16 protein-coding genes and 1 riboswitch are annotated in these 17226 nt (G+C 72.1%); of the genes, 10 read left to right on the plus strand and 6 right to left on the minus strand.

Annotated features, from left to right (window positions below):
• Window positions 1-115 precede the first annotated feature (115 nt).
• Window positions 116-1198 carry a histidinol-phosphate transaminase gene (gene hisC / locus ACGFMP_RS02575; protein ID WP_393669779.1) on the minus strand — a complete coding sequence of 361 codons (1083 nt, stop codon included), beginning with the start codon at window positions 1196-1198 and terminating at the stop codon, window positions 116-118.
• 417 nt (window positions 1199-1615) lie between these two features.
• On the opposite strand from hisC, the gene ACGFMP_RS02580 reads away from it, so the two are divergent.
• The 4 genes from ACGFMP_RS02580 (at window position 1616) to ACGFMP_RS02595 (ending at window position 5895) form a co-directional block, all read left to right on the plus strand.
• Complete coding sequence (locus ACGFMP_RS02580; protein WP_393669780.1) at window positions 1616-2722, plus strand: LacI family DNA-binding transcriptional regulator; 1107 nt, start codon at window positions 1616-1618, stop codon at window positions 2720-2722.
• 195 nt (window positions 2723-2917) lie between these two features.
• Entirely contained in the window at window positions 2918-4252 is a 1335-nt protein-coding gene (locus tag ACGFMP_RS02585; RefSeq protein WP_393669781.1) for a metallophosphoesterase, read from the plus strand.
• 154 nt (window positions 4253-4406) lie between these two features.
• Window positions 4407-5324, plus strand: a complete 918-nt coding sequence (locus ACGFMP_RS02590) for a hypothetical protein (protein ID WP_393669783.1) — start codon at window positions 4407-4409, stop codon at window positions 5322-5324.
• A gap of 211 nt (window positions 5325-5535) precedes the next feature.
• Window positions 5536-5895 carry a hypothetical protein gene (locus tag ACGFMP_RS02595; protein ID WP_393669784.1) on the plus strand — a complete coding sequence of 120 codons (360 nt, stop codon included), beginning with the start codon at window positions 5536-5538 and terminating at the stop codon, window positions 5893-5895.
• An 87-nt stretch (window positions 5896-5982) separates the two neighbouring features.
• Here ACGFMP_RS02595 and thiC read toward each other — a convergent pair whose 3' ends face one another.
• The gene (gene thiC / locus ACGFMP_RS02600; protein WP_393669785.1) at window positions 5983-7746 is read right to left on the minus strand and encodes a phosphomethylpyrimidine synthase ThiC; all 1764 of its coding nucleotides are present in this window, start codon (window positions 7744-7746) and stop codon (window positions 5983-5985) included.
• Window positions 7739-7878: riboswitch (TPP riboswitch) on the minus strand. Its footprint overlaps the gene before it by 8 nt.
• A 254-nt stretch (window positions 7879-8132) precedes the next feature.
• Between thiC and ACGFMP_RS02605 the strand changes: the two genes are divergently transcribed.
• Complete coding sequence (locus ACGFMP_RS02605; RefSeq protein WP_393669787.1) at window positions 8133-9404, plus strand: YibE/F family protein; 1272 nt, start codon at window positions 8133-8135, stop codon at window positions 9402-9404.
• 24 nt (window positions 9405-9428) lie between these two features.
• Here the strand turns inward: ACGFMP_RS02605 and ACGFMP_RS02610 are convergent, their stop codons facing one another.
• Window positions 9429-9650 (minus strand): DUF5326 family protein, encoded by a 222-nt coding sequence (locus tag ACGFMP_RS02610; RefSeq protein WP_393669788.1) that lies wholly within the window; start codon window positions 9648-9650, stop codon window positions 9429-9431.
• 128 nt (window positions 9651-9778) lie between these two features.
• A complete protein-coding gene (locus ACGFMP_RS02615; protein ID WP_393669789.1) occupies window positions 9779-10096 on the minus strand; it encodes a cupin domain-containing protein in 318 nt (105 codons plus the stop codon).
• Between the two features lie 78 nt (window positions 10097-10174).
• Here ACGFMP_RS02615 and ACGFMP_RS02620 point away from each other — a divergent pair, with 78 nt between their 5' ends.
• The 5 genes from ACGFMP_RS02620 to ACGFMP_RS02640 all read left to right on the plus strand — a co-directional run bounded on the left by ACGFMP_RS02620 (window position 10175) and on the right by ACGFMP_RS02640 (window position 14845).
• Window positions 10175-10552, plus strand: a complete 378-nt coding sequence (locus ACGFMP_RS02620) for a phage holin family protein (RefSeq protein WP_393669790.1) — start codon at window positions 10175-10177, stop codon at window positions 10550-10552.
• Complete coding sequence (locus tag ACGFMP_RS02625; RefSeq protein WP_393669791.1) at window positions 10549-11745, plus strand: cystathionine gamma-lyase; 1197 nt, start codon at window positions 10549-10551, stop codon at window positions 11743-11745. The genes ACGFMP_RS02620 and ACGFMP_RS02625 overlap by 4 nt, the downstream gene beginning before the upstream one ends.
• A gap of 161 nt (window positions 11746-11906) precedes the next feature.
• Window positions 11907-12410, plus strand: coding sequence for an NUDIX domain-containing protein (locus ACGFMP_RS02630; RefSeq protein ID WP_393669793.1), 504 nt, complete (start codon window positions 11907-11909; stop codon window positions 12408-12410).
• Window positions 12411-12540: 130 nt separating this feature from the next.
• Window positions 12541-13071 (plus strand): MarR family winged helix-turn-helix transcriptional regulator, encoded by a 531-nt coding sequence (locus ACGFMP_RS02635; protein ID WP_393669794.1) that lies wholly within the window; start codon window positions 12541-12543, stop codon window positions 13069-13071.
• A gap of 97 nt (window positions 13072-13168) precedes the next feature.
• Window positions 13169-14845, plus strand: a complete 1677-nt coding sequence (locus ACGFMP_RS02640) for a DHA2 family efflux MFS transporter permease subunit (protein ID WP_393669795.1) — start codon at window positions 13169-13171, stop codon at window positions 14843-14845.
• Here the strand turns inward: ACGFMP_RS02640 and ACGFMP_RS02645 are convergent.
• Together ACGFMP_RS02645 and ACGFMP_RS02650 are read right to left on the minus strand one after the other, a co-directional pair.
• Window positions 14784-16256 (minus strand): serine hydrolase domain-containing protein, encoded by a 1473-nt coding sequence (locus ACGFMP_RS02645; RefSeq protein ID WP_393670307.1) that lies wholly within the window; start codon window positions 16254-16256, stop codon window positions 14784-14786. The genes ACGFMP_RS02640 and ACGFMP_RS02645 overlap by 62 nt on opposite strands.
• A gap of 54 nt (window positions 16257-16310) precedes the next feature.
• Entirely contained in the window at window positions 16311-17183 is an 873-nt protein-coding gene (locus tag ACGFMP_RS02650; RefSeq protein ID WP_393669796.1) for a class I SAM-dependent methyltransferase, read from the minus strand.
• Between the last annotated feature and the right edge of the window lie 43 nt (window positions 17184-17226).

Genomic DNA, 17226 nt, shown 5'->3' on the forward strand with positions numbered 1-17226 from the left:
AACGTGAACTCATTCACAAGCAGTATCACGCACATGCGTTCGCCCCCTGTCACCGGGGGGTGAACAGAGGGCGAATGCGCAGGTCAGAGTGCCTACGGGAGGGGCGCAGCAGCGGTCAGAGCTCCTTGCGGAACTCCTGCGCCGCCCGCAGCAGCAGATCGTTCGCCGCTGTCTCGCCGACCGAGATCCGTACCCCCTCGCCGACGAACGGCCGCACCGTCGCCCCGGCCCGCTCGCAGGCCGCCGCGAAGGCCGCAGTGCGCTCCCCCAGCCGCAGCCAGACGAAGTTGGCCTGGGTCTCCGGCACCGTCCAGCCCTGCGCGGTCAGCTCGCCGGCCACCCGCGACCGCTCGGCGACCAGGCCCGCGACCCTTTCGAGCAGTGCCGGCTCGGCCCGCAGGCTCGCCACCGCCGCGTCCTGCGCGAGCTGGCTCACCCCGAAGGGCACCGCGGTCTTGCGCAGCGCGGCCGCCACCGGCTCGTGCGCTATGGCGAAACCGATCCGCAGGCCCGCCAGGCCGTACGCCTTGGAGAAGGTCCGCAACACGGCCACGTTCGGCCGCTCCCGGTAGAGGTCCGTGCCGTCGGGCACGTCGGGGTCGGTGTTGAACTCCCGGTAGGCCTCGTCCAGCACGACCAGCACATCGCCCGGCACCCGGTCGAGGAAGCGCTCAAGGGCCGCTCTGCGCACCACGGTGCCCGTGGGGTTGTTCGGGTTGCAGACGAAGATCAGCCGGGTCCGCTCGGTGACCGCGTCGGCCATCGCGTCCAGGTCGTGGCACTCCTCGCCGTCCAGCGGCACCTGCACCGCCCGCGCACCGCTGATCCGGGTGATGATCGGGTAGGCCTCGAAGGACCGCCAGGCGTAGATCACCTCGTCGCCCGGCCCCGAGGTGGCCTGCAGCAGCTGCTGCGCCACGCCGACGGAACCCGTGCCGGTCGCCACGTGCTCGGCGGGCACCCCGAAACGCGCCGCCAGCTCGCCGGTGAGCGCGGAGCAGGCGAGGTCCGGATAACGATTGAAAGACGCCGCGGCGGCGATGGCGGCCTCCAGGACACCGGGCAGCGGCGGGTACGGGTTCTCGTTCGAGGACAGCTTGAAAGCCGGCACGCCCTCCGCCACGGCCGGGGGACGACCCGGCTTGTAGGTGGGGATACCGTCCAGTTCCGCGCGCAGTTTCGGGGTCTCGGGACTCATGGCCACACCCTATGAGGACCGCGCCGACCTGGGGAGTGCGCTGCGCCACCGCGTTCCGCGGCCTCCGCAGGCCGCCGCGGAGCAAGTCCGCGGGGGATGCGCCGGGGTGGCGCGAACCCGGCGCCGCACCACCCTCGCCGCGGGCAGGCGTCCTTGCGCAGGGAGCGTGCGCCGGACCATGCTCCGGTGGCGCGCGGGGTGGCGCGCATCCCCCGTAGGAGTGAGTTGCCGTGACGGCCTCCATTGGGCCAATGGCCCACGGATCGCCCTGCTTGCGCCCGTATCACCTCAACTCCCGCACTGCCGCCTGCATATTCCACATTGCATAACGATTTCGATCATGCAGAAACCTTCCTTCCGCGTGTTCAGCAGGGTGGCGGCCAGGCGGACCAAGGCCGCCCTACTATCGGCAACGCCATGACAGCAGCAGGGAATCACCAGGCGAGCCGGCCCGTCGGACGCCGGCTGGAACGGGCGGGGATCAGAGATGTCGCCGCTGCGGCCGGCGTCTCGATCACGACTGTCTCCGACGCGCTCAACGGCAAGGGCCGACTGCCCGACGCCACCCGACGCCATGTCCGTGAGGTCGCCGACCGGCTGGGCTACCGCCCCTCCGCCGCCGCCCGCACACTGCGCACCGGCAGGTCCGGCCTGATCGGCCTGACGGTGACGACATACGGCGAAGAACCGTTCACCTTCACCGAATTCGCGTACTTCGCGGAGATGGCCAGGGCCGCCACCTCCGCCGCGCTGGCGCGCGGCTACGCGCTGGTCATCCTGCCCGCCTCCTCGCGGCACGACGTGTGGGGCAACGTCGCACTTGACGGCACGGTGGTCGTCGACCCCTCCGACCAGGACCCTGTGGTCACCGAACTCGTCAGGCAGGGCGTGCCGGTGGTCAGCGACGGCCGCCCGGCCGGCAGCCTGCCGGTGCACGCCTGGGTGGACAACGACCACGAGGAGGCCGTGCTCGGCATCCTCGACCACCTCGCCGCCGCCGGCGCCCGCAGGATCGGCCTGCTCACCGGCACCAGCACCGACACGTACACCCGGCTGTCGACCACCGCGTACCTCGAATGGTGCGAACGCATCGGCCAGGAGCCGGTCTACGAGGCCTACCCGGCGCACGACCCGTGCGCAGGCGCCGTCGCCGCGGACCGCTTACTGGCCCGGCCCGACCGGCCCGACGCGGTCTACGGGCTCTTCGACCCCAACGGCACCGACCTGCTCGCGGCCGCCAGGCGCTACGGCCTGCGGGTGCCCGACGACCTGCTGCTGGTCTGCTGCAGCGAGAGCTCCGGCTACGCCGCCACCGAGCCGCCGATCACCACACTGTCGCTCAAACCCCGCCGGATCGGCACCGCCGTGGTGCAGTTGCTCATCGACGCCATCGAGGGCGTGGGCCCCGCCCAGCCGGTCCAGCAGGTGATGCCGACCGAGCTGATCATCCGCACGTCATCACAGCGCCGACCGCACCGCACCACCGTCAGCCCGCCGCGCGCCCCGTCGCGGGGAGAGGGCTAGACCCCGCGGCACGGGACCGCGAAGGGGCCGCCACGCCGGGACGCGCGGGGGCTTCGTTCGTCAAGCCTTCGTATTCCCATGGTGGCTACGCGGTGTTTTGTCTGTACCCTGCGAAAACCAGCTGCCCGGGTATGTCACAACGCGACAGCGTCATTCCTATGATGGGCGGATGGCGGCGCGATCGTGGAGGGGTCGATGACTCAGGGGGCAGGTCAGGGGGCCGAGCCCGGGACCGCGGAGAGCTGGCGTCCCGAGGCGGCTTTTGAGCGCGCGGCAGGTTACGAGCACGCGCTGGGCATCCCGCCCGCGCCCGCGTTCGAGCAGGCCGCGGGCACGGCGGAACCCGTGCCGTACGAAGCGGGCACCGCGCAGGCCGCGCGCTACGACGCGGCCGCCGGCTACGAGCACGAACCGGCGGGCACCGACTACGAGCACGCGCGGGAAGCGGGCGGGTACGGCCACGAGCACCGGCCTGCCGCCGGCTACGGGCAGGAGGGCGCCGCCGGCGGATATCCGGCACCGCCGCCCGTCCCGGCCTTCGACACCGCGCCGCCCGCGCACGCCCCCACCGTCCCCGCGCCGCCCCGGCCGTACGAGCCGACAGAGCCCGATTCCCAGCTGGTCCCCACGGACTACACCCCCACCGCCCGCGACCTGCCGGTCCTCTCCGACCCGTCGGAGACCGCGGGCGAGCGCCCGGAGCGCCCAGGGCCGCTCTACGTCGTCGGCGACGTGCACGGCTACCTGGACGAGTTGCTGGCCGCGCTCGGCGAACGCGGACTCGTGGACAGCGAGGGCCACTGGTCGGCGGGCAGCGCCAGGCTGTGGTTCCTCGGCGACTTCACCGACCGGGGTCCCGACGGCATCGGCGTGATCGAGCTGGTCATGCAGCTGTCCGCGGAGGCCGCGGCGGCCGGCGGCTACTGCCGCGCCCTGATGGGCAACCACGAACTGCTGCTGCTCGGCGCCCACCGCTTCGGCGACACGCCCGTCAACTCCGCGGGCGGGACCGCGTCCTTCCTCGCCGCCTGGCGGCTCAACGGCGGCCAGCCCTCCGACATGGAGCGGCTGGAGGACCGGCATCTGACCTGGATCTCCCGGCTCGACGCCGCCCACCTCACCGACGGCCACCTGCTGATGCACTCCGACACCACCGCGTATCTGGACTACGGCAGCAGCATCGAGGAAATGAACGACGCGATCACCGGTGTGCTCCAGCGCAATGACGCCGACGAATGCTGGGACCTCTTCCGCAAACTCACCAAGCGCTTCGCCTTCCGCGGCGACGACGGCCCCGAGGCCGCACGGGAGATCCTCGGCGTCTACGGCGGCCGGCGGGTGGTGCACGGCCACAGCCCTATTCCGTACCTGCTGGGCGAGGCCGGCGGTGAGATTCCGCAGGACGGCGAGGAGCGCGGCTACGCGGTGAGCGGTCCGATGATCTACGCGGACAGTCTCGCGGTGGCCATGGACGGCGGCGTCACCATGGAAGGCCGCCTACTGGTTGCCCAACTCCCGCTGATTGGTTAGCCTCCACATTTCCTGGTTGCACCCTGTCACGGTCTGACCTCCCCGCTCTACCATCGCTTTATCCGTAGGCACACCGCTCTCCGCGCATCCGGCCGGCCGAGCCCGTTCCGTTGACGGAACACCGGCCTCGCCCGGGGAGTCGGAGCATCGGGGGATGCACATGACCACCGCTCCACACCTGCTCAACGAAGACCGCCCCGATTTCGAGCACGTACTGGACGAGGCTCTGCGCATCGTTCTGGACGAGGACGGTGCCAGAGGCCCGGGTGGGCCGGACGGCGCCGCAGGCGTCGGCCTGCCGCTGAACGCCGAGCAGTTGCGCACTCTCGCGCTGGCCTCCGCCGAGGCGATCAGCGAGCGGGCGGCCGCCGAGTACGACGTCTACCGCGCGATCCGCGCGCAGACGCGGGAGGCGGTGCGCGAGGCGGCGCGGTCCCGCGACAGCAGGGCGTTCGGCTACGCCGCCATGGGCGTCGCGGACGGGGCGGGCTCGGGTGCCGGCCTCGCCGCCGTCGTCGCCGTCCTGACGCCGCTGCTCGCCGGAGCCGCGGCGCTCATCTTCCTGCTCATCGGCTACTCCATGGCCGCGGTGCACCCGCAGCCCGCCATCGCCTCACCGCTGCGCACGGCGGGCTGGTTCTTCGCCGCGGTCGCCGCCGCGGCGATCCTCTTCGGCGCGATAGGGCTGCTGCTCACCGCGCTGCGGGACGGCTCCACCGCCATCCACGACTCGCCGGACGGCATGCCGCCCGAGGTGCTGCGGGCACGTGAGGCGTGGCATGAGGCGCTGCTCGACCGCGGGCTGCTGCCCTTCCTCGACGACGCGCTGAACGACACCACCGCCCCCACCGCGCCGTCCGCCGCGCCCTCGGTGTCGCGGATGCCGCGCCTGGGCTACACCCGCCCCGACTTCTCCTCGCCGCAGGACCCGCATCCACGGCCGGCCGGACCCCGTTTCAGCAGCCCGGACTTCAGCAGCCCCGACTTCGGCAGCCCCGATTTCGGCAGCCCCGATTTCGGCAGTCCGGACTTCGGCAGCCCTGACTTCGGCGGGCCCGACCGCATGCAGTGAGGACGGCTCAGGGCGGTCCGGCCACGCGCCCTGAGGGCGCACAGGGCTGACGGCACGTCCGTCAGGAGCGGTGCGCCGCGGCTGCCTGGGCCGTGGGCGGCGGCCCGGTCGCCCGCCGGAGTGACACCCGGCCCCGGTTGGCCGACCCCGGTCGCGCCCCGCGCCGGACGTTGTTTGACTCATCCCGTACCTGGTCAGACGGGAGAGGTCCATGCGCGTCCGCCGTACGCTCGCCGCCCTGTGCACGATCGTCCCGCTGGCATGGGCGGCCACGGGCTGCTCGGACACCTCCGCGGGACGGATCACCGCCACCCGCGGCCTGGTGTTCGCCCAGACCATCAGCAATCCGATCCACGGCCACTGCCACGACTTCGCGCCGCTCGGGGTGGACGCGGTGAGCAACAACCTCGGCATCGACATCGTCCTGCACAAGGGCCCGAACTGCACCGACCCGGTCGGCCGCCCCAGCGCCTACCTGGGAACCACCTTCTCGGCCACCGCGGTGGCCAAGCTCGGCCTGTGGCGCAGCTTCTCCACGGTCGGCTGGCCCCCGCCGGCAGCACCCAACTGACGTCCCGTGGCGTCCGCCGCGCTCCGGGTCCGCCGACTCCCCCGTCGGCGCTGCGGTGCGCTCACCGCCCACCGGCCGGCGTGCGGATCACTCCGCCAGCGGCAGGTAGACCCGGTTGCCCGCGGCGGCGAACTCCTGGGACTTCTGCAGCATCCCGGCCGCCACCTCCTCGTCGGTGGCGGTCGTGCCCGCGTCGCCGCCGAACCTCTCGACGATGTCCTGGCTGAGCTTCATCGAGCAGAACTTCGGGCCGCACATCGAGCAGAAGTGCGCGGTCTTCGCGGGCTCGGCCGGCAGCGTCTCGTCGTGGAAGGCGCGGGCGGTGTCCGGGTCGAGGGCCAGGTTGAACTGGTCCTCCCAGCGGAATTCGAAGCGCGCGTCCGACAGGGCGTCGTCCCAGTCCTGGGCGCCCTGGTGGCCCTTGGCCAGGTCGGCGGCGTGCGCGGCGATCTTGTAGGTGATCACCCCGGTCTTGACGTCGTCGCGGTCGGGCAGGCCGAGGTGCTCCTTGGGGGTGACGTAGCAGAGCATCGCGGTGCCCCACCAGGCGATCATCGCGGCGCCGATGCCCGAGGTGATGTGGTCGTACGCGGGCGCGACGTCGGTGGTCAGCGGGCCGAGGGTGTAGAACGGGGCCTCCTCGCAGATCTCCTGCTGGAGGTCGATGTTCTCCTTGATCTTGTGCATCGGGACATGGCCGGGGCCCTCGATCATGGTCTGCACCTGGTGGCGCTTGGCGATGGTGTTCAGCTCGCCGAGGGTGCGCAGCTCGGCGAACTGCGCCTCGTCGTTGGCGTCGGCGATGGAGCCGGGGCGCAGGCCGTCGCCGAGGGAGTAGGTGACGTCGTAGGCGGCGAGGATGTCGCAGAGCTCGGCGAAGTTCTCGTAGAGGAAGTTCTCCTTGTGGTGCGCCAGGCACCAGGCGGCCATGATCGAGCCGCCGCGGGAGACGATGCCGGTCTTGCGGCGGGCGGTGAGCGGTACGTAGCGCAGCAGGACGCCGGCGTGCACGGTCATGTAGTCGACGCCCTGCTCCGCCTGCTCGATGACGGTGTCCTTGTACGTCTCCCAGGTCAGCTCCTCGGCGCGGCCGTCGACCTTCTCCAGGGCCTGGTAGAGCGGGACGGTGCCGATGGGAACGGGGGAGTTGCGCAGCACCCACTCGCGGGTGGTGTGGATGTTGCGCCCGGTGGACAGGTCCATGACCGTGTCGGCGCCCCAGCGGGTGGCCCAGGTCATCTTGTCGACCTCCTCCTCGATGGAGGAGGTGACCGCGGAATTGCCGATGTTCGCGTTGACCTTCACCAGGAACCGCTTGCCGATGATCATCGGCTCGATCTCCGGGTGGTTGACGTTCGCCGGCAGGACGGCCCGGCCGGCGGCGATCTCGTCGCGCACGGTCTGCGGCGCCACGTTCTCGCGCAGCGCGACGTATTCCATCTCCGGGGTGATCTCGCCGCGCCTGGCGTAGGCGAGTTGGGTGACCGGCTGCCCGTCGCGGGCACGCCGGGGGAGCCGCGGCCGGCCGGGGAAGACCGCGTCCAGGTTCCGCAGGCCCCCGCGGGGCGCGGTGTGCTTGATGCCGTCGTCCTCGGGGCGGACCGGACGGCCCGCGTACTCCTCGGTGTCGCCGCGGCCGATGATCCAGTTCTCCCGGACCGGGGCGAGGCCCCGCCGGACGTCGGTCTCCACCGCGGGGTCGGTGTAGGGGCCCGATGTGTCGTACAGCGTGACATCGCGCCCGTTGGTGAGGTGCACCCGGCGGACAGGGACCGCCACATCGGGCCGTGACCCGGTGAGGTAGCCCTTGTGCCAGCCGATTTCGCGCGTGCGTGCGTCCTGCGTGGTCATGAGACCTACTCCCTACGCCGGCATTACCCGGTAACAGGTTCGGCGGTCGGCGCAGCTGTGGCGTCGGCGTGTTGCCGCGTCCGCTGTCAGCGCCCTCTCAGCCCGGTGCTCCGAGCTCCCGCGTTTGCAAAGGTGGCCCCAACGGTAGCGGTCGGGTGCATACAGGCACCAGGGGCCCTTGCGATGATCAGCCGGTGGACTCACCCCATGAGCACGCGCACCGCCCACCGGCCGGCGGCCCGGCGCCCGTTCCCGGTCCCGATCCCTTTCCTCTTCCCGGTCAGGTTCCTGTTCCTGTTCCCGGTCAGGGGTCGGGACGTGGCGGCGGACCCGGCCACGGCACCGCGCACGGACACCCGCACGGGCACGGCCATGCGCACGGTCCGGTGCCGCCCGTCTCCCGGCGGCTGCGCCGGGTCATCACCGCGGTCCTGGTGCCGTTCGCCGCCGCCGTGGTCGTCGGCCTGGTCGTGCTGTGGCCGGGCGGCGCCCCGCAGCACGCCCGTACCGGTGTGGGCTTCGACCAGCAGACCCGGCAGGGCACGGTCGTGAAGCTGGTCACGGTGTCCTGCAAGGCCGCGGGCGCCGCCCCCGCCACCGACTCGGCCGGGGCGCCGGCCGGTGACGTCTGCCAGAAGGCGACGGTGGAGGTGACGTCGGGGCCCGACAAGGGCACCACCTTCACCGAGGTCGTGCAGCCGGACCAGACCCGCCGCTACACCGCGGGCGAGGGCGTCGTGCTGGCGTACGCGCCCACCGCCCCGCCCGGTCTGCGCTACTCGGTCACCGACGTGCGGCGCGGCCTCCCGCTGGCCCTGCTGGCCGGGATCTTCGCGCTCGCGGTGATCGTGGTCGGCCGGCTGCGCGGGCTGATGGCACTGGTCGCGCTCGCGGTGTCCTTCGGGGTGCTGACGCTCTTCATCCTCCCGGCGATCCTGCACGGCGACAATCCGCTGCTGGTGGCGGTGGTCGGCGGCAGCGCGATCATGCTGATCGCGCTCTACATGTGCCACGGCGTCAACGCCCGTACATCGGTCGCGGTGATCGGCACGCTGTGCTCGCTGTTCCTGATCGGCGTGCTCGGCTCGGTGTTCATCTCATGGGCTCATCTGACCGGGAACACCTCGGACGAGACCGGTCTGATCCACAGCCTCTATCCCGGCATCCAGATCAAGGGCGTCCTGCTCGCCGGTGTGATCATCGGCTCACTCGGCGTGCTGGACGATGTGACGGTCACCCAGGTCGCGGCGGTGTGGGAGCTCAAGGACGCCGACCCGGGCGTGAGCCGGCGCAAGCTCTACGGCGCCGGAATGCGGATCGGCCGCGACCACATCGCCTCGGTCGTCAACACGCTGGTGATGGCCTACGCCGGTGCCGCGCTCCCGCTGCTGCTGCTCTTCTCGATCGCCCGCAGCGGGGTGCTCCAGGTCGCGGGCAGCGAACTCGTCGCCGAGGAGATCGTCAGGACCCTGGTCGGCAGCATCGGCCTGGTCGCCTCGGTACCGCTGACGACGGCGCTCGCCGCCCTGGTGGTCAGCGCCGACCGGCAGCCCGCGGCGGCAGGCGCCGCACGGGGCGAAGGGCGTACGGACGCACGCGGCGGCGCCGCACGTACAGTGGCCGCCGGTGGCGGGGGCCACCGGCGGCGGGGGAAGTGACGGGAGCGGGAGAGCGAGGGGCCGTCACCAATCGCGCTTCGAGGACTTCGAGGACCCGCCGGACGTGACGCGCTTCACGACCAGGACCAGGGCCCCGACCAGGATCACGAACACGATCAGCTTGAACAGCAGGCCGATCACGAAGCTCACAAGCGCGGCGACGAGGGAACCGAAGACCACCAGCGCGATGATCGGCACGGCGACCCACTTGACCCACCACGGCAGGCCCTTCAGCAGCTTGTCCATGACGCCTTGATTCTCCTTCGTCCCCGCACCGGGTCGGTCCGGCGGCTTTTCCGCCGGTACTTCGACTGTAGGGCCACTCGTGCCCGATGCGGAGGCCGCGAGTGCCGGATACGACCCTGAACCGACCCCTAGGGTTCCGGCGGGGAGAAGACCACCATGACCCTGAGGTCCTCGGTGACGTGGTGGAAGCGGTGGACGGTGCCGGCCGGCACGTAGACGACGCTGCCGCGCGCGACGGTCGTCGTCTCCTCACCGACGGTGATCGCGGCGCGGCCGCTCACCACCAGGTACACCTCGTCCTGCGCGTGCGGCTGCTGCGGGTCGCTCTCCCCGGCCTTGAGCGCGTACAGCCCGGCCGACATGCTGCGTTCCTTGAGAAAGCGCAGGTAAGCACCCTGGTTCGCGGCCCGTTCCGCGTCCAGGTCGTCCAGCCGGAACACCTTCATCGCCACTCCTCAGCTGCGGTCGGGCTACGGTTCTGTTCCGTCTCTTGCCCTGCCGATCAGGTCTGCGACGATCACACCATGAAGAATTTCATCGTCAAAACCCTCGCGAACGCCGGGGCTCTCGGCGTCGCCACCTGGGTGATCAAGGACATCACCCTGAGCGGCGACTCCACGTCCCGCGAGGTCCTCAGCCTCATATTGGTGGCGCTGGTCTTCGGCGTCGTGAACTGGCTCGTGAAGCCGATCGTCAAGGTGCTGGCCTTCCCGCTGTTCATCCTCACCCTGGGGCTGATCACGCTGGTGGTGAACGCCCTGATGCTGCTGCTGACGTCGTGGCTGTCCGGCAAGCTGAACCTGGACTTCCATGTGGACGGCTTCTGGACCGCGGTGGTCGGCGGTCTGATCGTGAGCATCGTGTCCTGGGCCCTGCACGTCGTCCTGCCGGACGACGAGTGACCGGCGCGCAGGGGGGCACGGAATCTTCCGGGGGACCGGGGAGCGGTGAGCACACCGCGGCCAGCGCGGGCCCCGGTGACAGCACGCGCAGCGTGCACGCGGGGCGCCCGCCGGCGACGGCGTACGAACCGTCGCTGCCGGGACCGGTCTTCGTCTCGCACTACCACCTGCCGGGGGAGGCAGCCGGGCCCTACGTCTACGGCCGGGACGACAACCCGACCTGGGAGCGGCTCGAGCAGGCCATCTCGGAGCTCGAGGCACCGGGCGACGAGGAGGTCGGCACCGCGATCTTCGCCTCCGGCATGGCGGCCGTCGCGGCGGTGCTGCTGTCGCAGGTGAAGGCCGGGCAGACGGTCCTGCTGCCGTCCGACAGCTACCAGACGACGCGCGCGCTGCGCGAGCGCCTGGAGTCGTACGGCGTGACGGTGCGGCTCGCGCCGACCGCGGGCGACGCGCAACTGGAGGCGATCGAGGGCGCCGCGCTGGTGTGGCTGGAGACGCCGTCGAATCCGGGGCTCGACGTGTGCGACATCCGGCGGCTCGCGGACGCGGCCCATGCGGCGGGCGCCCTGGTCGCCGTCGACAACACCCTCGCCACGCCGCTGGGCCAGCGGCCGCTCTCGCTGGGCGCGGACTTCTCGGTGGCCAGCGGCACGAAGGCGCTCAGCGGCCACGGCGACCTGCTGCTCGGCTACGTCAGCACCAGGAACCCGGAGCTGGCCGCGAGCGTGCGCTACTGGCGCAAGACCGTCGGCGCGATCCCCGGTCCGATGGAGGCCTGGCTCGCGCACCGGTCGATCGCGACCTTCGCACTGCGGGTGGACCGGCAGGGCACGAACGCCGTGGCACTCGCGACGGCGCTGCTCGAACGCCCCGAGGTCAGTGACCTGCGACACCCGGGGCTGCCCACCGATCCCTCGCACGCGGTGGCGACCCGGCAGATGCGCCGCTTCGGCAGTGTGGTGTCCTTCACCCTGCCCGACCAGGCGCACGCGGAACGCTTCCTGGCCGCGCTGCGGATGACGTCGGAGGCCACCAGCTTCGGCAGCATCCAGAGCACCGCCGAGCGCCGCGCCCGCTGGGGCGGCGACGCCGTGCCCGCGGGCTTCGTCCGCTTCTCGGTGGGCATCGAGGACCCCGAGGACATCGTGGCCGACGTGCTGCGCGCGCTGGACGCGGCGGCGAAGGCGTGACGGCGCCAGGCGTCACGCCGGGCGCGTTACGACCCGCCGCAGGTCCGGCCCGTGCACAGGCCGGGCGTGCGCGGTCACGGAGCGCGCACGGCCCGGCCGAACACCTCGATTGACGGCCGCGGGCACGTTTGCCCCCGGCCCGGCCGCGGCAGATCTCTGGCATGCCCCCGGACTCGCATCCCAGCCCCGCCACCCGCCCGGTGGTCAAGCGCACCGCCCGTGCCCTGGTCTTCGACGGTGACCAGCTCGTCCTGATCAAACGCACCAAGCCCGGCATCGCGCCGTACTGGGTCACGCCCGGCGGCGGTGTCGAGGACGACGACGCGGGCGTCGTCGCCGCCCTGCACCGCGAGATCGACGAGGAGCTCGGCGCCAAGATCACCGACGTGGTGCCCGCCTTCGTCGACACCGTCGAGCACATCGCGGAGGACGGTTCGCACGGCGTGAAGGTGCAGTTCTTCTTCGCCTGCCGGCTGGAGTCGATGGACCTCGACCGGCGGCACGGCCCCGAGGTCGACGACCCCTGCGGCGAGTACGAAGTGGTGCGGGTCCCCTTCAGCAGGATGGGCATCGCCTCGGTCGGCATCGTGCCGCTGACCCTGCGGCACTACCTCGACGCGAACATCGAGGGCGTGCTCGGGCTGCTCGGGCCCGAACTGGGCTGAGCTGCGGCGGCAGACCAGGGGGCTGCAGACCGGGGCTGCGGACCGGGGCTGCGGATCGGGGCTGCAGACTCTCCGGATAGGTCGGCAACGGGATCGTCCCGTAGCCGACCTATTTTGCTACCCTCGGCACATGAGCCCCGCATCCCCCGCGCCCGCACCGGCCGCCGCCCCCGTACCGGACGCCGTCGGTGAATTCGACGTGTCCTTCCTGCTCCAGCACACCGCGCACGTGCTGGCCACGCAGATGACGGCCGCCCTGGCCGAGATCGGGATGTCGCCGCGGGCGCACTGCGTGCTGGCACACGCGACGCAGTGCGAAAGGACCCAGGCGCAGCTCGCGGAGCTGTCCGACCTGGACAAGACCACGATGGTGGTGACCGTCGACCAGCTGGAGCGGGCCGGCCTCGCCGAGCGGGTGCCGTCGGCGAGCGACCGCAGGGCGCGGATCATCAAGGTCACCCCGGCCGGAGCGGAGGTCGTCGCCGCAGGCCAGGAGATCGTCGACCGGGTGCACCGCGGCGTCCTCGACGCACTGCCCGAATCGGAGCGCGCGGTCTTCGTCTCGGCACTCAACCGGCTCGCCGGCGGCCATCTCGCGGTCCCGGCCGACTCCCCGGAGGGCACACAGGCGGTGCGCCGCCCGCGACAGAGCCGCAGGTGAGCGAGGGGCATCCGCGAGTAAGCCCGTAATAGATAGTCTCCAACAAAACCTTCTGCTACGGTCAGTCCTGGCACCCCATCCGCCAGGAGGCGACCTCATGCCACTGTCTTCCCGTTCCCGCGGCGCCGCCCTCGCCGTACTCAGCGCGGGCACCCTGATGATCATCCTGGACGGCACGATCGTGACCGTCGCACTGCCGTCCATCCAGCGCGACCTGGGCTTCTCCCAGTCCGCACTGGCCTGGGTGGTGAACGCCTACCTCATCGCCTTCGGCGGTCTGCTGCTGCTCTCCGGCAGGCTCGGCGACCTCATCGGCCGCCGCCGCGTCCTGATCGGCGGGCTGACCGCCTTCACCGCCGCCTCCCTCGCCTGCGGCCTCGCCGACTCCGCCGGGCTGCTGATCACGGCCCGCTTCATCCAGGGCGCGGCAGGGGCCATGGTCTCCGCGGTCAGCCTCGGCATGGTGATCGCCCTCCACCCGGACCCGCGTGGACGCGGCCTGGCCATCGGCATCTACAGCTTCGTGCAGTCGGCCGGCGGTGTGCTCGGGCTGCTCGCCGGCGGCATCCTCACGCAGGCGGTCAACTGGCACTGGATCTTCTTCGTCAACCTGCCGATCGGCGCCGCGGCTGCCGTGCTCAGCCTGCGCCTGCTTCCCGACGACCGTCCCGCCGCCGGCTCCGGCGATCGGATTCGCGGCGCCGACGCACCCGGTGCGCTGCTGGTCACCGCGGCCCTGATGCTGGGCGTCTACACCATCGTCGGCACCGCCGACCACGGCTGGGCGTCGGCGTCCACCGTCACCCTCGGCCTCCTCTCCCTCGCGCTGCTCGCCGGCTTCCTGGTGCGGCAGGCCAAGGCCGCGCAGCCGCTGATGCCGCTGCGGCTCTTCCGCTCCCGGCTGGTGACCGGCGCCAACATCGTGCAGGCGCTGATGGTGGCCGGCGGCTTCGGCTTCCAGTTCATGGTCACGCTCTACCTCCAGCGGGTGCTGGGCTACGACCCGCTGCGGATCGGCCTGGCCATCGCGCCCACCGGGCTCGTCATCGGCCTGATGTCACTCGCGCTGTCGGCACGGCTCGGCGCCCGCTTCGGCGAGCGGGCGGTCCTGCTGCCCAGCCTGGTGCTCTTCGCCGGCGGCTTCCTGCTGCTGGCCAGGGTGCCCGCGGGGCACGCCTCGTACGTCAGCGACGTCCTCCCGGCGACGCTGGTCTTCGGCGTCGCCTTCGGGCTGGCGATGCCGGCCCTGATGACGCTCGGCATGTCCGATGCCACGCCTGCCGACTCCGGCCTGATCTCCGGCGTCTTCAACACCGCTCAGCAGATAGGCGCCGCGCTGGGCCTCGCCGTCCTCGCCGCCCTGGCGACCGCCCGCACCGACCGGCTGGCCGCCGCGGGCCACTCGCAGGCCGCTGCCCTGACCGGCGGCTACCACCTGGCCTTCCTGGTGGCCGCCGGCCTGCTCGCGGTGGCGACGGTGGCAGCAGCTGTCCTGCTCAGGACGCCGGATCGCGGCACGGCGGATTCACAGAGGCCGGACTCCGTCGGCTCCGCGGGGTCCACGATCGCCCACGACACCGCGGCCGCCGGCGAGTCCGTGCTCGGCGACGGCTCCGTGGCCGCCGGGACCAAGGCGGCGCCCGGGGACACGGCGCACGGGGACACGGCGGCCGGGGCTCCCGCGAGCGCGGGCGGCAGGGCCGCCGAAATCCTCAGCGCCAGCCGGGGAAACCTCCCGGCAGCGGAGCCGACGGATCATAGGGCTCTCGCGTGAAGACGAAGGAGCCCAGGTCGAGATGGCTGACCGAGCCGTCGTCCCCGCGGATCGCCCGCAGCGTCTCACCCGCGTAATAGCCCTCGCGACCGGTCCAGGTCCCGTCATGTTCCACGTGGAACCGCGTGGCGCGGCCCTGGCCGGCCAGCGGGGCGAGGCTCGGGGTGCCGTCGGCGGCGATCCGCAGCCCGAAACCCTGGGTGCCCCAATACCAGGTCCCCGCCAGCTCCAGCAGATCCGGGTCGAGCGTGTCGGCGGGACGCCACGCGGCCGGCAGGCCCGGTTCCGCGTCGGCGGTGATCGCCAGCAGATCGGCGGCGATGCTGCCGACCTTCGGTCCTGACGTCGCGTTGGCCAGTGCGATCGCGCCGACGCCGTCCTCGGCGCTCACCCAGACCGTCGCGACGAAGCCGGGCATCGAACCGCCGTGGCCGGCCAACAGCCGGCCGCCGTGCCGGCTGAGCTGGAGGCCGAGCCCGAAGCCGCCGTCCATGTCCCCGGCCTCGGGCGGTGCGGCGGGCTGCCGCATCTCCTCAAGCGTGGCCGCGCTCAGCACGCCCTCCCGACCCGCCATCAGGAAGCCCAGCCAGCGGGCCAGATCACCCGCCGTCGACCACAGTTGCCCGGCCGGCGCCATCCGCCCGGTCTCCTGGACGGTCTCGGACCGCATCACATCCGCCCAGGGGTGGACGGCGAACCCGCCCGCGGCCGGGGCCTGCGGCAGCAGCGTCGTCCGCGCCATGCCCAGCGGCTCCAGGATCTCGGTCCGCAGCGCCTCGCTCCACGGCACTCCGCGCAGGTGCTCCACCAGGGCACCGAGCAGGGCGAATCCCGGGTTGGAGTAGTGGAAGCGGGCCCCCGCGGGGTGCTTCACCGGATCGCCGCCGAGCACATCGGCCAAGTCGGGCCGCAGTTCCCCGGGAGTGCGCTCCCACCATGGCCCAGGCGTCTCCGACGCGAGGCCCGAGGTGTGGCTGAGGAGCTGGCGTACCGTCACCTCACCGGCGGCTCGCAGCCCCGCCGGGTCGAATCCGAGCGAGCCGGGATCCGACGACGGCCGCCGCGGAGCACCCGCCTGCGCCGCCGTCTCCGACAGGTGGCGGCCGAGCGGGTCGTTCAGATCCAGCAGCCCCTCGTCGCGCAACCGCATCACCAGCACGGCGACGAAGGTCTTGGTGATCGAGCCGATGCGGTACTGCGTGTCGGCGTCGGGAGCATGGCCTTCGATCATGCTGCGCGAGCCGCACCACACCATCGCCCCGTCCCGCACCACAGCACCGACCAGCGAGGGGGTGCGCCCGTCCCGCTGTCCCACCGCCACCCGGTGCAGCAGGGCCCGCCGGGTGGCGGGCAGCAAGTCCTCGCCGCTGCCGGTACCGCTGTCGCGCCCGGTCCCGGATCCGGTTTCCACGGTCACCCGTACACGCCCTTCCGCCGTTCGCCCGCTGACCCGTTCACGCGGGCGTCAGGCCCGCGCGTCATTACGGTAGTCGGCGGCCCCGAAGCGCACCGCCACGATCGACATCCGCATCGACCGCACTCCTGGCAGCAGATGGGAGACCGGGGCGATCGCGTAAAGGCCCCGGCCGCGCGGCAGCGGCAGGCTGCGGACCTCGGCGATCCGCGGTGAGGCGGTGGCCACCTTGCGGTATTCCCTGGTGTCCATGCCCCACTGCCAGCGGGGAGCGCGGTAGCCGCCCGGCGTGTCCATGCGCCCGGCCTGGTTGCGGGCCACCATGCTCCGCGGGAGCGCGTCGAAGAGGAACGACCCGCCGGGGAAGCGCTCTGCGCACGCGGCGATGAGCCGCCTCACCTCACGCGGCGGCAGGTACATCAGCAGTCCCTGGGCGGTGACCAGGACGTCCTGCGGTGGCGTGCCGGCGTCGACCTCGTCCATCCACCGCAGGTCGAGAGCCGAGCAGGCGATCGTGCGGCGGCGCGGCGGGTCCTCGGGCAGCAGCCTGTCGCGAACCGCCACGGTCTCCGGCAGATCCACCGTCAGCCAGTGCACCCGGCCGTCGTCGACTCGCCAGAACTGCGTCTCCAGGCCCTCGCCGAGCGCCACCACGGTGCCGCCGGGATGCGCGGCGAGGAAGCGCCGTACCTCCCCGTCGAGGCAGGCGATCCGCAGGGCGTGCCACTGGGCCATGCCGTCGCCGCCGAAGCGTTCGAAGGGGTAGTCGATCCGCTCGACCAATTCCACCGCCCGAGGGTCGTCCAGCAGCCGCTTGCCGGGACGGGCGGCCTCCACCGACCGCTGGTAGAGATTCCACAGCAGTGTCTCGGGCACGCCCTCCAGGTCGACGGTGATCCGGTCGGCCTTCCTGTCCTCGTCCATGGACCCACCTTCCCACCCAGGCGGCCGCGCGTCCCGGACGGGA

The sequence above is a fragment of the Streptomyces sp. NPDC049040 genome (genome assembly GCF_043197715.1).
Lineage (GTDB): Bacteria > Actinomycetota > Actinomycetes > Streptomycetales > Streptomycetaceae > Actinacidiphila.

What these genes read in the sequence shown, in the direction of transcription:
- ACGFMP_RS02595 (WP_393669784.1), top strand. Translation starts at nt 5,536, where the DNA reads ATGCGCGTCCGCCGTACGCTCGCCGCCCTGTGCACGATCGTCCCGCTG.
- ACGFMP_RS02635 (WP_393669794.1), top strand. Translation starts at nt 12,541, where the DNA reads ATGAGCCCCGCATCCCCCGCGCCCGCACCGGCCGCCGCCCCCGTACCG.
- ACGFMP_RS02630 (WP_393669793.1), top strand. Translation starts at nt 11,907, where the DNA reads ATGCCCCCGGACTCGCATCCCAGCCCCGCCACCCGCCCGGTGGTCAAG.
- ACGFMP_RS02585 (WP_393669781.1), top strand. Translation starts at nt 2,918, where the DNA reads ATGACTCAGGGGGCAGGTCAGGGGGCCGAGCCCGGGACCGCGGAGAGC.
- ACGFMP_RS02615 (WP_393669789.1), bottom strand. Translation starts at nt 10,096, where the DNA reads ATGAAGGTGTTCCGGCTGGACGACCTGGACGCGGAACGGGCCGCGAAC.
- ACGFMP_RS02590 (WP_393669783.1), top strand. Translation starts at nt 4,407, where the DNA reads ATGCACATGACCACCGCTCCACACCTGCTCAACGAAGACCGCCCCGAT.
- ACGFMP_RS02650 (WP_393669796.1), bottom strand. Translation starts at nt 17,183, where the DNA reads ATGGACGAGGACAGGAAGGCCGACCGGATCACCGTCGACCTGGAGGGC.
- thiC (WP_393669785.1), bottom strand. Translation starts at nt 7,746, where the DNA reads ATGACCACGCAGGACGCACGCACGCGCGAAATCGGCTGGCACAAGGGC.
- ACGFMP_RS02640 (WP_393669795.1), top strand. Translation starts at nt 13,169, where the DNA reads ATGCCACTGTCTTCCCGTTCCCGCGGCGCCGCCCTCGCCGTACTCAGC.
- hisC (WP_393669779.1), bottom strand. Translation starts at nt 1,198, where the DNA reads ATGAGTCCCGAGACCCCGAAACTGCGCGCGGAACTGGACGGTATCCCC.
- ACGFMP_RS02580 (WP_393669780.1), top strand. Translation starts at nt 1,616, where the DNA reads ATGACAGCAGCAGGGAATCACCAGGCGAGCCGGCCCGTCGGACGCCGG.
- ACGFMP_RS02610 (WP_393669788.1), bottom strand. Translation starts at nt 9,650, where the DNA reads ATGGACAAGCTGCTGAAGGGCCTGCCGTGGTGGGTCAAGTGGGTCGCC.
- ACGFMP_RS02620 (WP_393669790.1), top strand. Translation starts at nt 10,175, where the DNA reads ATGAAGAATTTCATCGTCAAAACCCTCGCGAACGCCGGGGCTCTCGGC.